This is a genomic window from Solihabitans fulvus, assembly GCF_008386585.1.
Lineage (GTDB): Bacteria > Actinomycetota > Actinomycetes > Mycobacteriales > Pseudonocardiaceae > Solihabitans > Solihabitans fulvus.
The window spans coordinates 109043-123285 of the sequence record NZ_VUOB01000001.1; the positions used below are offsets into that span (position 1 = coordinate 109043).

The 14243-nt window shown below is 71.0% G+C and carries 11 protein-coding genes; 8 read left to right on the forward strand and 3 right to left on the reverse strand.

Annotation, left to right across the window (positions count from 1 at the left end):
* Nucleotides 1-127: 127 nt before the first annotated feature.
* A complete protein-coding gene (locus F0L68_RS00530; protein ID WP_149847362.1) occupies nt 128-1009 on the forward strand; it encodes a LysR family transcriptional regulator in 882 nt (293 codons plus the stop codon).
* Nucleotides 1010-1038: 29 nt separating this feature from the next.
* Here the strand turns inward: F0L68_RS00530 and F0L68_RS00535 are convergent, their stop codons facing one another.
* Nucleotides 1039-1866 (reverse strand): hypothetical protein, encoded by an 828-nt coding sequence (locus F0L68_RS00535; protein WP_149847363.1) that lies wholly within the window; start codon nt 1864-1866, stop codon nt 1039-1041.
* 169 nt (nt 1867-2035) lie between these two features.
* Between F0L68_RS00535 and F0L68_RS00540 the strand changes: the two genes are divergently transcribed.
* The 3 genes from F0L68_RS00540 to F0L68_RS00550 all read left to right on the forward strand — a co-directional run bounded on the left by F0L68_RS00540 (nt 2036) and on the right by F0L68_RS00550 (nt 6264).
* The gene (locus tag F0L68_RS00540) at nt 2036-2719 is read left to right on the forward strand and encodes a serine/threonine kinase C-terminal domain-containing protein (protein WP_149847364.1); all 684 of its coding nucleotides are present in this window, start codon (nt 2036-2038) and stop codon (nt 2717-2719) included.
* Between the two features lie 39 nt (nt 2720-2758).
* Nucleotides 2759-4492, forward strand: coding sequence for an AbeC-like domain-containing protein (locus F0L68_RS00545; protein ID WP_149847365.1), 1734 nt, complete (start codon nt 2759-2761; stop codon nt 4490-4492).
* Between the two features lie 161 nt (nt 4493-4653).
* Entirely contained in the window at nt 4654-6264 is a 1611-nt protein-coding gene (locus F0L68_RS00550; RefSeq protein WP_149847366.1) for a S53 family peptidase, read from the forward strand.
* Between the two features lie 220 nt (nt 6265-6484).
* Here the strand turns inward: F0L68_RS00550 and F0L68_RS00555 are convergent, their stop codons facing one another.
* On the reverse strand, nt 6485-6877 hold the full coding sequence (locus F0L68_RS00555; RefSeq protein ID WP_149847367.1) for a hypothetical protein: 393 nt from the start codon (nt 6875-6877) through the stop codon (nt 6485-6487).
* A 10-nt stretch (nt 6878-6887) separates the two neighbouring features.
* On the opposite strand from F0L68_RS00555, the gene F0L68_RS00560 reads away from it, so the two are divergent.
* The 4 genes from F0L68_RS00560 (at nt 6888) to F0L68_RS00575 (ending at nt 13340) form a co-directional block, all read left to right on the forward strand.
* A complete protein-coding gene (locus tag F0L68_RS00560; RefSeq protein WP_149847368.1) occupies nt 6888-7250 on the forward strand; it encodes a hypothetical protein in 363 nt (120 codons plus the stop codon).
* Between the two features lie 171 nt (nt 7251-7421).
* A complete protein-coding gene (locus tag F0L68_RS00565; RefSeq protein WP_149847369.1) occupies nt 7422-8546 on the forward strand; it encodes a lysylphosphatidylglycerol synthase transmembrane domain-containing protein in 1125 nt (374 codons plus the stop codon).
* A 123-nt stretch (nt 8547-8669) separates the two neighbouring features.
* Nucleotides 8670-9716, forward strand: coding sequence for a DUF3558 family protein (locus tag F0L68_RS00570; protein WP_149847370.1), 1047 nt, complete (start codon nt 8670-8672; stop codon nt 9714-9716).
* A gap of 186 nt (nt 9717-9902) precedes the next feature.
* Nucleotides 9903-13340 carry a S8 family peptidase gene (locus tag F0L68_RS00575; RefSeq protein ID WP_149847371.1) on the forward strand — a complete coding sequence of 1146 codons (3438 nt, stop codon included), beginning with the start codon at nt 9903-9905 and terminating at the stop codon, nt 13338-13340.
* Nucleotides 13341-13430: 90 nt separating this feature from the next.
* Here F0L68_RS00575 and F0L68_RS00580 read toward each other — a convergent pair whose 3' ends face one another.
* On the reverse strand, nt 13431-14198 hold the full coding sequence (locus F0L68_RS00580; protein ID WP_149847372.1) for an alpha/beta fold hydrolase: 768 nt from the start codon (nt 14196-14198) through the stop codon (nt 13431-13433).
* Between the last annotated feature and the right edge of the window lie 45 nt (nt 14199-14243).

The following is a 14243-nucleotide window of genomic DNA, read 5'->3' on the forward strand; positions in this document are numbered from 1 at the left end:
TGGATGCGTGATCCACTCTCCGATGCGCCGGCACCCGTCTCCACCGGCGCAGCCGCACGTCCGTTCGGAATTTCCGAACGCCTGCCGGGGTTGGTCGGGAACGGGAGTCGAGACGGTAGGGGGCGGAGTGGAGCTACGACAGCTGCGGACCTTCGAGGCCGTGGTGCGGCACGGGACGGTCACGGACGCCGCCGTCGCGCTCGGTCTCGCGCCCTCCTCGGTGTCGGAGCAGATCAGGACCCTGGAGAGGTCGCTCGAGGTGACGCTGTTCGACCGCGGCCCGAAGGGCATGCGGCTCACCGGCGCCGGCGAGCGGATGCTGACCTGGGCGCATCGGCTGTTGAGCCAGGCGGAGCAGGCCCGCCGCGAGGTGACCGAGCAGGGCGCGGCGCTGCGACTCGGCGCGTTGGAGTCCATCGCCGCGACCCACGTCCCCGTGGTGCTCGCGCGCCTGTCCGAGCGGCGTCCGGAGATCGGTGTCCAGGTGCACGCCGAGATCAGCCGCGACACGCTGCTCGACGACGTGGCGGCCGGACGGCTGGACGTCGCCCTGCTGCTGGACAACGGCGACACCCTCGGCGCGCTCGGCTTCGAGCCGCCGACGGAGCCGCTGGCCTTCCTCGACCTCGCGCCCGTGCCGCTCGCCCTCGTCGCCGCCCCCGGCCATTCGTTGAGCGGCCGGCCCGATCTCCGCCCCGCCGACCTGAGGGGCGAACGCCTGCTGGTCAACAACAGCCCGGCCTGCTCGTTCTGGATGGCGGTCGAGCAGACCTTCGACGCGGACATCGAACGGGTCAGGGCAGGTGGGGTCGCGGTGATGCGGGCCTGGGCGCAGCAGGGCCTCGGCATCTGCCTGCTCCCCGAGTTCGCCGTCGCGACCGACCTCGACTCCGGTTCGCTGGTCCGGCTCGGGCTGCCCACCCCGGCCCTGAGCCTGCGGCTGGTCTGGCGCGCGGACCGGGAGACGCTCCCCGGGTTGCGCGACATCCTCTACGCGGCCAGTTCCTAGTCTGGCCCAGCTCCTAGCCGGCCTCGCTGTCAGTGGCCGCGCCGCCAGACGAGGGCGGCCGCCTCGTCGGCGTGCACCTGCCAGGCGAGCCTGCGGAAGCGCAGCACGAAGGTGAACACCAGGATCGCGCCGACCACGGCGGCGAGCACGACCAGCAGCAGGCTGCCGGCGAGGCCGGCGAGCGCCAGCCCGACGCCGCCGACGAGGACAGCGACCACCGCGTGCAGGGCCGCCGCGCCGTCCCGGATCCACACCCACCGCCTGCCGCGCTGCACCGCGGTGAGCAACGTGCCGGCCAGCGTCGTCAGCTCCTCGTCCGGCACGCCGAGGGCGAGCAGCCGCCTGGTCAGTCCCTCGCAGGCGGTCAGCTGCTCCGGCTCGACGAGGACCAGCTCGCCGGTCCTGGTCTGGCTGCGCACCTCGACGGTCCTGGCCCACAGCGCGAGCGCCAGGTAGTAGCGCACGACGGGGTCGCCGGGCTTGGCCACCTCGATGGCGTCGAGATCGGACACGGACGTGTGCGCGGTGCCGAGCATGATGTTGGCGTGCGCGAGACCGAGCCTCGGCACCAGGGCCGTCGGGTCGAGGCGACAGGCGATGACGAACTGTTCGGCCGCCATCGCCCACTCGCCCCTGGCGAGGAACACGTCGCCGAGGCCGGTGTGGCTGCGGGCGTCCGGTTCTCGGGCCACGGCCAGCTCGTAGGCGCGCTGGGCGTCGTCGATCCGCGCCTCGGCCAGCGCCTCGGCCTCATCGGAATCGCCCGCCGCCGACCACTCCGGGTCCGCCCCCCATTTGAGTGAAATGTTCCGCCAATCCCTGCCGCCCTGCCACACGTTCGGAGTATTGACGCTCATCGCCTATTCGACCGCCTATCACAATCACGCCGTGCAAACGTTCTCCACCATTGCTCCGTGCGCTACAGTTTCCCTCAAAGTGATCGGAGAAACATCGAGTTGACGTGATTTTCCGAGGGGGCCTGCACCCGTGGTACTCCATTCGGATGACGCAGCCGAGACGACCCAGTTGAGTTCGCGATCACTCGGATTGCTGTGCGCCGCAGGATATCTCGTCGTCGGCGGCGCGTTCGCGGTCGCGATGCTGGTGCCGCCCGCCGGCGCGACCGTGGCCGGGATCCCGCTCGCCGCCGAGGCCTCCCCCGTCACGCAGGCGCCGACCCAGCCGTCGACGGCGGAAAACAGCACGACCGACACCACGACCAGCACCGCGCCAACCACCACGACCCCCGCCGTTCCGGCCGGATACACGCCGGTCACCGGGCCGCAGGGGGTGGCGAGCGTCGCGCCGACCGGCTGGCCGTCGCATCCCCTGGCCAACAGCGTCGGCATGCAGCTCGACGACCCCGGCCAGCCGGGGCTGACGGGCCGGTTCGTCCGGCTCGGCGCGGCACCCCTTGACGCACACGACCTGCTGACCAGGCGGACGGCCGGCGAAGCGGACTTCCGGACCGGAAACGGCGGCTACAGCAGGGTCCAATTGAACTCCACACTTCTGCGGAATAACGCGGCCGTGGTGTGGGAGTTCGAATACGACTATTCGACCAAGACGATCACCCAGCGCCGACACGTGAAGATCCTGTACTGGGAGACGCAGGGATACGAGTACTACGTGTACGCCTCCGCGCCCGCGGACCAGTGGCCGACGATGGAACCGGTCTACCAGGCGATGGCCGCCAACACGGCGCCGTGACGAGCGCGGGAACCGACCACCACAAGACGGGCGAGGACAATGACTGCGCAATCCCCCTACGGGCTCGGACAAGGCGGCCAGCAGCCGCCCGAACTGCGCAATGACACGACGCGCTACCTGTGCGGGGCCGCGCACACCGACCGGCTGTTCGCCGACGAGGCCATCCGGGAACACCTCGTCGAGCCGACCCGCGCGGTCGCGCCCTCGCCCGGCGTCGACTCCAGCGCGGTCCTGCACGAGGCCGTCGCGGCGCGCACCCGGCGCAAGATCCGGGACGGCGCGCTGACCCTGCTGATCGTGGTGTTCGCGGTGGCGGCCCCGCTCGTGCTGCTCGGCTGGGTCCTGCTGGCCGTCGTGGTCGCGTTGCCGAGACTGACCGGACGTGCGTTGATCCGGGGACTGCGGCTGGTCGGGCCGAAGGGCGGCGGGCTGGCCGGACTGCTCAACGGGCTGATCGCGTTGGCCGTGCTCGTCGTGGCGGTGTCCGTCGTGCTCGGCAACGCCGGCTCGAGCGCCACGTCGTTGCTGGAGGGCTGGAACGGCCAGGCGGCCACGATCATCAGCTACGTGATGGCGGCGCTGATGCTGACGCTGCTGATCTCCGACCGGTTCGTGGTGTCCTCGCTGCTGACGAAGAGCCTGCGCCGCAGCAGGTTCACCCCGACACCGACGCACGACTCGTGGAGCGGCGAACGCCTGATCCGCTCGCTCGGGCACGAGCTGTTCGCCGGGCCGCTCGCCGAGTGCCGGACGCGCGCCTCGCAGCAGGGCCAGCAGGTGGCCGCGCGGGAGAACCTGGTGGTGTACCGCGACTACGAGCCGTTCCTCGGCGCCGGTGTCAGCCACAAACCGTGGCTGCTCACGCTGCCGCTCGACCCCGGGGAGGACGCGGCCACCGAACGGCCCCGGCCGCAGCACCCGGGCGGCCCGCCGTTCGCGATGGCCGAACTGTACGACGCGATCGAGCAGGATCTGCTTCTGCTGCACGGATCGGCGTCGCTGGTGCCCAGCCACCGGTTCCGAGGGCTGTCCTCGTTCCACCAGGTGGTGGTGTCCGCGGACGAACTGCTCGACCACATCAGCGAACCGGGCACCAGGACGGTGCTGCCGCAGCTCCAGGCCAGGCCCAACCAGCAGCTGCCCGAGGCCGAACTGCGGGCGCTGATGGAGCAGCCGACGGAGTGGATGCGCTACTACCGCGGTTTCCGCGTCGAGACCTGGGACCGCGACCTGGTCATCTCGGCGTACCTGCACGTCGGCGCGGACGACCGAACCCTCTACGTCGAGTGGACGCCGTGCGTGCTGCTGCCGGTGCGCCGCGAGTACCAGGAGCTGGACACGCTGGTGGCGAACCCGTGGCGGGCCGTCGGCCAGGGCATCATGCGGCTGGTCAGGCTGCCCGTGACGATTCCCGGCCGGTTCTGGCACACGGTGGTCCGGCTCCGGCCGATGCCGCAGCACGCTGGCGCGCTGGTGCCGGCGAAGTACGGCGGCAGGCGCAACCTGCGTGAGCTCGGCGCCGACGAGGCGGTGCACAGCTACTTCCAGCGCGCCGACGTCGACCGCTACCTCGGCATCCTCGAGGGGCGGCTCAACCGCGCGATCGGCAGGTTCCTGGAGCGCAAGGGCATCTCGGTGACGGAGTTCATGGCACAGGCCGCCGCGACGAGCACGACCCTCAACTACATCGGTGGCCCGGTGCTCGGCAACATCATCCAGGCCACGAGCATCGCGGGCGGCATCACCACGCAGCAGCCACCGCCCGCCGCCTGACGGGCACACTCCGCAGGACCGGGCCGCGTACCAGCAGGTTTCCCGTGCCTCCATACCGGAACGTCCACATGGTGAGTCCGCGACTTTCTGCCCTAGCACGGAGTGTCATCGGTCCCTAACGTTGGGTGCGTCCTGCTCCCCCTGCGACAGGAGTTGCACCAGTGAAGAAAACCCTGCGGATTGTCGGCGCGCTGGTCGCGCCGGTCGTCGTCGCCGCCGTGGCCGCGCCGATCGCCCTGGCCAGCCCGGACCGTGTCGCCCTGGCCAGTGACGTGGTCGCCGACCTGAACTCCGCCACCAGCACCGGGGCCGTCGCCGGCGACCAGCGCGTGTCGGTCGCGGTCAGCCTGAACCTGCGCGACAGCGCCGGCCTCGATCGGTTCGTCGCCGAGGTCAACGACCCGAATTCGGCGCAGTACGGCCAGTTCCTGACGCCGGAGCAGTTCACCGAGCGGTACGCGCCGACCACCGACCAGGTGCAGCGCGTCAGCGACTACCTGCGCGGCCAGGGCCTTTCGGTCGACTCGGTGAGCGCGAACCGGCTCGTCGTGGACGCGACCGGACCGGCCGCCGCGGTGGCCAAGGCGTTCGGCACGACGCTGGCGAACTATCGGGACGGACGGACGAACAAGTCCTTCTACGCCAACACGAGCGCGCCGACGCTGCCCAGCGAGATCGCGTCCTCGGTGCTCGACATCGCCGGGCTGAGCAACCGGACCGCGCGGGTGCACCACGCGCAGGTCGACCCGCACAACGGCCCCGGCGGCGGCTACACCCCCGCGCAGCTCAAGGGCGGCTACGACGTCGGCCCGCTGGCCAGCGCGGGCTTCGACGGCAAGGGCCAGAAGGTGGCGCTGCTGGAGTTCGACGGGTACCAGCAGTCCAACATCTCCACCTACGTCAGCCACTACGGCCTCGGCTCGCCGACCCCGGTGACGAAGCAGGTCTCCGGCGGCTCCGGGCCGCTCGGCGGCGGCCAGGTCGAAGTCGAACTGGACATCGAGGCGGTGCTGGCGATCGCGCCCAAGGCGAACATCACCGTGTTCGAGGCGCCCAACTCCGACCAGGGCGAGGTCGACATCGTCAACGCGATCGTGGCCAGCAAGATCCCGGTGACCTCGATCAGCTGGGGCCTGTCCGAGAAGGGGCGCACCACCTCGAACATCCAGGCGGTGTCCAACATCTACAAGCAGGGCGCCGCGCAGGGGCAGAGCTTCTTCGCCGCCTCCGGCGACAGCGGCTCCGACGACAACGGCGACGGCAGCACGTCCGTCGACTACCCGGCGAGCGACCCGAACGTGACCGGCGTCGGCGGCACCAACCTGACCGTCACCTCCGGCAACGCGTGGAGCAAGGAGACCGGCTGGAACGGTTCCGGCGGCGGCTACTCCTCGGTGTTCGCGCTGCCGAGCTTCCAGAACGGCGTGAAGATCGGCACCAGCGGCAAGCGGCAGGTGCCGGACGTGTCCGCGCAGGGCGGCCCGACCGGGATCTCGGTCTACACCCAGGGCCAGTGGACGTCGGTGTACGGCACGAGCGGCGCGGCGCCCATCTGGGCCGGCGTCGGCGCGGTCTACAACCAGGACGCCGCCTCGAAGGGCAAGCCGGGCCTCGGCGCGGCGAACGCGAAGCTGTACTCGCTGGCGAAGACCAACTTCCACGACATCACCAGCGGTAGCAACGGCGCGTACAGCGCGAAGAGCGGTTTCGACCTGGTGACCGGCATCGGCACCCCGGACGCGGCGAAGATCGCGGCGGGCGGCATCAAGTAACGACGCGAACACGACACCTCGGGCCCTCGGTGCGCTGCGTCACAGCGCACCGAGGGCCCGAGGCGCATACGCCGGGTCGCGACGCGCACGCGGTCGGGGTGATGTCTCGGGATGGTCTCAATCAGGTCCTGCACCCCGGAACAGGGCAACCAGCGCCAGGGGCGGGCGTCTTCTGCTTCGTACATCGCGGAGCCACCGTCCACACCGGCCGGTGCGCCTTCTACTGGGGGACAACAATGAACGCCATTAAGCGTCGGGTTCTGCCGCGCCTGATTCCGCTCGCTGCCATCGGTGTTTTCGCGCTGGCAGGCTGCGGAAACGGCGATGCCACGTCGGCCGCGCCGACCTCGGCCTCCGCGTCGTCCTCGGCCTCCGCGCCGGCCTCGGCGTCGGTCCCGGTGTCGACCTCGGCCACCGCCTCGACGGCGAGCACCCCGTCCTCCGCGCCGAAGCCCGCCCCGGCCGGCGACCCCGCGTGCCCCGTGTCCACGGTCTCCGCGCCGCCGATGCCTGCGGTGCCCGAGCTGGAGTCCGTGCCGGACCAGTACGCGGTGTCGATCAAGGTCACCGGCCTGCCGGCGAACCCCACGTTGAAGCCGGGCGCCGCTCCCACGGAGTTCTCCGTGACCCTGTGCAACAACTCGCCGGTGGACTACAAGAGCATGGCGCCCGAGGTCCTGATGGGACACTGCTCCTGCGCGCCGAACCCGACGACCACGCCGGAGGGCACACTTCAGCTGTTCGACAAGGCCAGCAACAGCTGGAAGGACATCTCGCCCTTCGCCGCCGGCCTCGGCATGGACTTCGCCGGCGTGCCGAAGGTCGGGCAGGCGTTCCCCAAGGGCACCTCGCTGACCTTCAAGTACCGGGTCAGCCTGGCCGCCACCATGACGGCGGGTCAGGGCGGCATCGCGGCGTACGCGATCTCCCTGCCGCAGCACAACATCGCGGGCTCGGTCACCGCACCCGTGGCCGTCGTCAAGTAGTTCGTCGCGACCGGCGGTCGGCCGAGGCGGATCTGTGTTCGGCTTGACGCCACTCGGCGCGATGGCACGCCCGTCGCGCCGAGTGGCGTCCCGACCAAAGGTTGTCCCAGGTCACATCCGTCGAACCCGGGTCAGCGGGGCCACCCGGCAGGGGTGACAATCCTCCCTGCGATGACGAGCGACGAGAACCAGGTCAACGGCGGAGTGGCCGCGCCACGGCAGTGGCGCAGGCTGTTGATCTCCGCGGTGGTGCTGGTCGCGGCCGTCCTCGTGCTGCGGGACAAGCTGCCCGACCCCGGTGACGTGATCACGGCCGTGCGCTCGGCCAACCCGCTGTGGCTGGTCGTGGCGCTGCTCGCGGAGGGGTTTTCGCTCCGGATGTTCGCTCGCCAGCAGATGTGGCTGCTGCGGGGGTTCGGGGTGTCCGTCTCGATCTGGCGGGCGCTCGCGGTGACCTACAGCCGGTCGGCCATCAGCATCACCATGCCGGCCGGGTCGGCCGTCTCGGCGGGCTTCGCCTACAAGACGTTTCGGCGCTGGGGCGCGAGCCCCGAGGTCGCCGGGACGGTGATGATCCTGTCCGGGCTGCTGTCGTTCGCCGGCCTCGCCCTGCTGTTCCTGTTCGGCTTTCTGATCACGCTGTCGACCGAACCGACGCACACCTGGCACACGCATCCCGCCATGTCGGTCGTCGCCGGTGTCGCGCTGGTGGCGCTGCTCGGGCTCGCGGGGTGGGGCGCGGTACGCCGACGTCGACCGCACCGCGTCCTGCCCGCCTGGAAGCCAGGGACGGCGCGCACCGACGACGGGCCCGCCGACGTCCCGGTCGCCGACGGAGTCGGGGACGCCGAGGTCGACGGGCCGAAGTGGCGGCGGGCGGTGCTCGGTTGGATCGCCACCGGACGCGGGGCGCTGCGGGCGGCCGGGTCGCTGCCGTGGCGCTATCGGCGCGGCGCGCTGCTGTTCGCGATGGCCAACTGGCTCACCGACCTGTGCTGCCTCGCGGCCGTCGCCCAGGCCGTTCACCTGCCGTTGAGCTTCTTCGAGTTGGGCACCGTGTACGTGGTCGTCCAGTTGGTGCGGCAAGTACCCGTCACACCCGGCGGGATGGGCGTGATCGAGGCCAGCCTGCTCACCTCGCTGCTCGCCGCAGGAGCCGGGCAGGCCCCGGCCGCCGCCGCTGTGATCGGCTACCGGCTCTTCTCCTGCTGGCTGATCATCCCGGTCGGCCTGTTCGCGTGGGCGATGCTGCGCCGGTGGGCGCGCCGTGCCGAACCGGACCCGATCGAGCCATGACCGTCCGCCCGGCTCCGCGCCGAACCGAGGTCCGCACGGCCGGTGACGGCGATCTTCGCCAGCATCCATAACGGGTCGATCGATTCGGCTTCCCAGGCCGGCAGGGCCACCTACAGTGCGCGCATGACACGACGGATGTCCCGGCCCGTGGCCGCCGCGCTGGCGGCGCTCGCCGCCGGCGCGATGCTCGCCGGTTGCAGCGCCCTGGTGGCCGGGACCCCGATGGCGGCGCACGGAGTCACTCCGAGCCCGTCGCCGAGCCCGTCGCCCAGCTCGACCGACCCGACCGGCGGCTCGACCTCGGACACGACCAACTCGCTGCTCGGCGACATAACCACGATCGACCCGTGCAGCCTCATCGCCGACGGCGACCTCGCCTCCGTCGGCGGCACGCCCGGCCCGAAGCGGGTGGAGGCGCTGGACTACTGCGTGCTCCCCGTCGACCAGGGCGGCGGCGTGAAGGTCGAGATGTACTACGGCCAGCTCAGCCTCGTGAGCAAGCTCCCGGCGACCAAGAAACCGGGAAAGGCGTACGGGTCGCTACAGACCTTCAACCTGTCCGAGGACACGTCGCTGTGTGAGCGGCAGTTGGTGCTCCCCGGCGAGTTGGCGATGCAGGTGCAGGCCCAGGCCATCGAGGGCACCCCCACCGCGGCGAAGCTGTGCGAGCTGGCCGACGCCGCGACGGGCCTGGTCGCGCGGACGGTCAGCGCGCCGGACCAGGTCAAGCACTTCTCGTTCCCGTCGAACTCGCTCGGCTCGCTCAACGCGTGCACCTTCATGACCCGCGACGTGATGCTCGGGCTGCCGAACATGTCGGTCGGCGCGCCTACCGACTACCCCGCGCACCACATGTGCCGCTGGGGTGTGCCGGGCGCCACCCAGCCGCACGCGTACCTGATGTTCAACGCGGGCAAGGTGACGCCGACCGGAACCGAGCACGCCGAGGAGGACATCGCCGGCCGGCACTCCCTCATCTCCAAGAGCACGTCGGGCAACCGGGCGGTGTGCGACATCCAGGCCGCGCACATCCCGTTCGGCGACTCGTCCGCCGGGCTGACCGAGATCGCGGAGATCTCCGCCACGCTGCCGGGCAAGACGATCGACGACGCCTGCGGGACGGCCCGCGCGATCGCCGCCGTCATCTGGCCGAAGCTGCCGCACGCCTAGCGAGTGCTCCCTTCTGGTCCGTTGAGACGCCGCGAAACGTCCGGCCGCGCAGGACGAACTGGACGTTCCACCACAACAGATCATCTCGCCCGACGGCCCGGAACTGTTCTGTTAGCGTCCCGCCGCACGCGTGATCAGGTCTGGTAGCGGCCGGCGCGGCCGACCGCTGGCGTACGAGGGGATGCCATGCGAACAAGGAGATCGCTCGCGCTGTTGGCCGCCGTGGCCGCAGCGTCGAGTGTGTTCGGGGTACAGACAGCCGCACTGGCGGACGCCGGCGGTCACCCCGCCGGGTACCAGCCACTGTCGGCGGCCCAGGCCGACCAGCTTTCACAGGACGTCAACACCTCCGTCGTGGTGCTGTTGCGCGACCAGCCGACGCCCTCGGCCAAGGGCAGCGCGCAGGCGGCCGCGCGGGCCAACGCGATCGGCGCCAAGCAGTCATCGCTGCTCGGCGAGCTCGATCGCGTGCACGCCAAGAAGGTTCGGAGCTTCCGCGCCGCCAACGCGGTGGCCGCCACCGTCTCCAAGGACGAGGCCAAGCGGCTCGCCGACAACCCCGACGTGCTGTCCGTGGTGCCGGACTCGGTCATCAGGGGCGCGCGGCCTAGCGTGCCCCCTGCCGGCGCTGCCGCCACTTCCGGGACACGGCAGGGTTCGCCCGCTGCCGAGGTGTGTCCTGCGCCGGGCAAGGTGATGTTGGAGCCAGAGGCGCTGCCCGTGACGCACACCGCGTCGGACGACCCGAACGCGCCGACCGCGCACTCCCTCGGCTACACCGGCACCGGCGTCAAGGTCGCCTACATCGCCGAGGGCATCGACATCGACAACCCGGACTTCATCCGGGCCGACGGCAGCCACGTCTTCGTCGACTACCAGGACTTCAGCAGCGACGGCTCGGCCGCGCCGACCAGCGCTGGCGAGGCGTTCCTCGACGCGAGCGCGATCGCCGCGCAGGGCCGTCAGGTCTACAACGTGCAGAACTACAGCGCGATCGGCCTGCCGACCGCGTGCGACATCCGGGTGCTCGGCACCGCCCCCGGCGCGCAGCTGGTCGGGCTGAAGGCCTTCGCCGACAACAACTTTTCGACGACCTCCGCGCTGCTCCAGTCGATCGACTACGCGGTCAACACCGCGCACGTCGACGTGCTCAACGAGTCGTTCGGCTTCAACCCGTTCCCCGACAAGGGTTCGCAGGACGCGGTTCGGCTGTTCAACGACGCCGCCGTCGCCTCTGGTGTGACGGTCACGGTGTCCAGCGGGGACGCCGGCATCACCAGCACCCAGGGCTCGCCTGCCACCGACCCCGCGGTGGTGTCGGTCGGCGGATCCACGACGTTCCGGTGGAACGCGCAGACCGGGTATGGCGGCTACTCGCCGTTCGCCGGCGGTGGCTGGCTCAACGACAACATCAGCTCGCTCAGCTCCAGCGGCTTCGACCAGGCCGGCCGCCTGATCGACCTGGTCGCGCCTGGCGACGGCAGCTTCGCGCTGTGCACGCCGGACGTCACGAGGTTCACCAGCTGCACGGACTTCCGTGGTCAGCCGAGCCCGGTCGAGCGCAGCGGTGGCACCAGTGAGTCCGCCCCGCTGACGGCCGGGGTAGCGGCGCTGGTCATTCAGGCCTATCGGCACGCCCACCACGGGGACAGCCCCGATCCCGCGCTGGTGAAGCGGATCCTCACCAGCACCGCCGACGACCTCGGTGTGCCGGCCGACGAGCAGGGCGCCGGGCGGCTCAACGCCTACAAGGCGGTGCAGGCCGCGCTGTCGGTGCAGACCGCCGCGCCGACCGGTTCGACGTTGCTGGTCGACCAGACGCAGCTGGACGGGGTCGGAAAGCCTGGGAGCCAACAGGACTGGCAGGTGCGGGTGACCAACACCGGTGCCGCAGCACAGGTTGTCCGGTTGGACGGGCGCGGTTTCGGTGCCGCGCAGAACAAGCAGTCGAGCAGTGTCACCCTCGATGACGGCACCAGCCAGCACTTCGCCGACTGGGCCGGGGTCAACAACAACTATCAGAAGGTCACCTTCACGGTCCCGCCGAACACCGATCGGGTCAGCGCGTCGATCGCCTATCCCGGCGATCCGACCGCGTCGCTGAACGCGCGGGTGCGGCTGATCCTGATCGATCCGCAGGGTCGGTACGCCGCGCACTCCCTGCCGCAGGGCGTCGGCAACTTCGGCAACATCGACGTGCACTCGCCGGCCGCCGGCACCTGGACCGCCGTCATCTTCGGCCGCGTCGCCGCGAGTGGCGGCACCAACGGCACGGTGCTGTTCGAGGCGACCACCAACAACACCACCGGTTTCGGCTCGGTCAGCCCGTCCAGCCTGACCCTCGCGCCCGGCCAGACCGGGACCGTGCACGTCTCTGCGTCGACACCGACCGGCCCTGGCGACGCGAGCGGCGCGCTGGTGCTGAACGCGGGCGCCGACAACCGAACCACCGTGCCGATCTCGGTGCGGGCGCTGGTCGACACCGCGCACGGCGGTTCGTTCAGCGGGACGCTCACCGGCGGAAACGGCCGGCAGACCGACATCGGGCAGACGAACTTCTACCAGTTCGACGTGCCGGCGGGTCAGCGCGATATCGCCGCGAACGTGTCCCTGAGCAAGGATCCCGGCAACTCCGTGGTCCTGTTCCTGATCGATCCGCAGGGTCAGGAGGTCGCGCGCGGCACGAACCGGCTGACCACGGCCTACAACCCGACCACCAGGGCCGGCACGCTGCAACCCGTGGCGCAGACCGATCTCTACGCGCGCAACCCCCGGCCCGGCCGGTGGACGCTGATCGTCAACTTCGCCGGCGCGATCGTCGGAGACGCGCTGTCCCAGCCGTTCCGCGGCACGATCGGCTTCAACAAGGTCGACGTGCACGTCACCGGGCTGCCCTCCGGCGGCACGCTGGCGGCCGGAAAGCCCGTAACGGCAACGGTTACGGTGCACAACACCGGGACCGCGCCGCAGAACGTGTTCGTTGACCCAAGGTTGGCCGGCGCGGTGCCGGTGCAGCTGGCCGCTGTCGAGCCGGCCTCGCTCGCGCTGCCGATGCCCGGCGGCGCGGCCTCGCCTTCCTGGCTGGTGCCGTCGCAGACCAGCGGAGTCGCCGTCGTGGCGAAGGCGACGCTGCCGGTGACGTTCGACTTCGGCCCGGAGTCCGGCGATCCCGACCTGCCGGCGGCGATCCACGGCACCACGGCGATCGGCGGGGTGCTCGGTCACCCGGTGGCCGCCGGCCTGTGGGCGGCGGACCCGGCGGAGATCGGGCCGTTCGGGCCCGGCGGCGCGCCTGCCGGCTCGGTCGACCTGTCCATGACGGCGTGGACGGAGGCGTTCGACCAGGCCGCCACCTCACCGGTCGGCGACCTGTGGCGCACGTCGGTCACCCCGTCGACCTCGTTGGCGCTGCTGACGGTTCAGCCGGGCCAGACCGTCACCATCCCGGTGACGTTCACGCCGACCGGCCCCAAGGGTTCCGTGGTGCGAGGCACGCTGTACGTCGACTCGTTGGTCGTCGGCAACACCCCGCAGCTGACCGCGCTGAACTTCGCGGACCCGGCTGACACGCAGCCGTCCGGCAACGAGCTGGCCGGCCTGCCCTACGAGTACCGCGTCGGATAACTGGAGAGAGGCAAGGGGTGCTGGCGCACGGTTCTTCGCGCGTCAGCACCCCTTGACGCCGTTGGCCGTCAACGAGTGGGCGGCGACGGTCTAGGGCTGTTGGTCCAAGACCTCGGCGAGAAAGTCCAGCAGCAGTGCGGTGATCTCGGCCGGGCGTTCGAGGGCTGGCAGGTGACCCGACCAGGGCAACTCCACATACCGGGCACCGGGCAGGCGCTCTGCAAGGTCCAGCGCGATGTCCCGGAAGTCGACCACGTCGTGCGCCGCGCCGACCACCAGCGCCGGCACCGCGATCGAGGCGACGTCGACCTCGGTGGTGTGCCGCTCGGCCCCGTTGCCGGCCGTGAGCCGCACGTCGAGCGTGTGGCCGAGCATCCTGCGCAGCTGGTCACGGGCCCGGTCGTCGGCGGTGGGACCGAGCCACGTCTCCACGTTGAACTCGACCGCTCCGACGACGTCGCCCGCCGACAGCAACACCTCCTGGCGCTTCGCGTACGCCAACAGGTCCGGCGACGGCGTGTGGCCGGGAGTGCCGGCGCACAGCAGCGCGAGCGCGGCGACGCGGTCCGGCCACCGCGCGGCGAACTCCTGGGCGATCCGGCCACCGAACGACGCCCCGATCACCACCGCCTGACTGACGCCGAGAGTGTCGAACAGCTCCAGCACGTCCTCCGCGTCGCTGTATGGCTCGGTCCCAGGTGGTGTGTCCCCGAAGCCGCGGAAGTCCGGCCGCACCACGCGATAGCCCGCGTCGAGCAGCGCCACCCACTGCGGATCCCACATGCGACGGTCGCAGACCGACGAATGCAGCAGCACCAGGGTCGGGCCGGCCCCAGCCACGTCATGGGTGAGAGTCATGCCCACGAGCGTAGGACAACGCGGCCGCCACGACCGGGTGGCAAG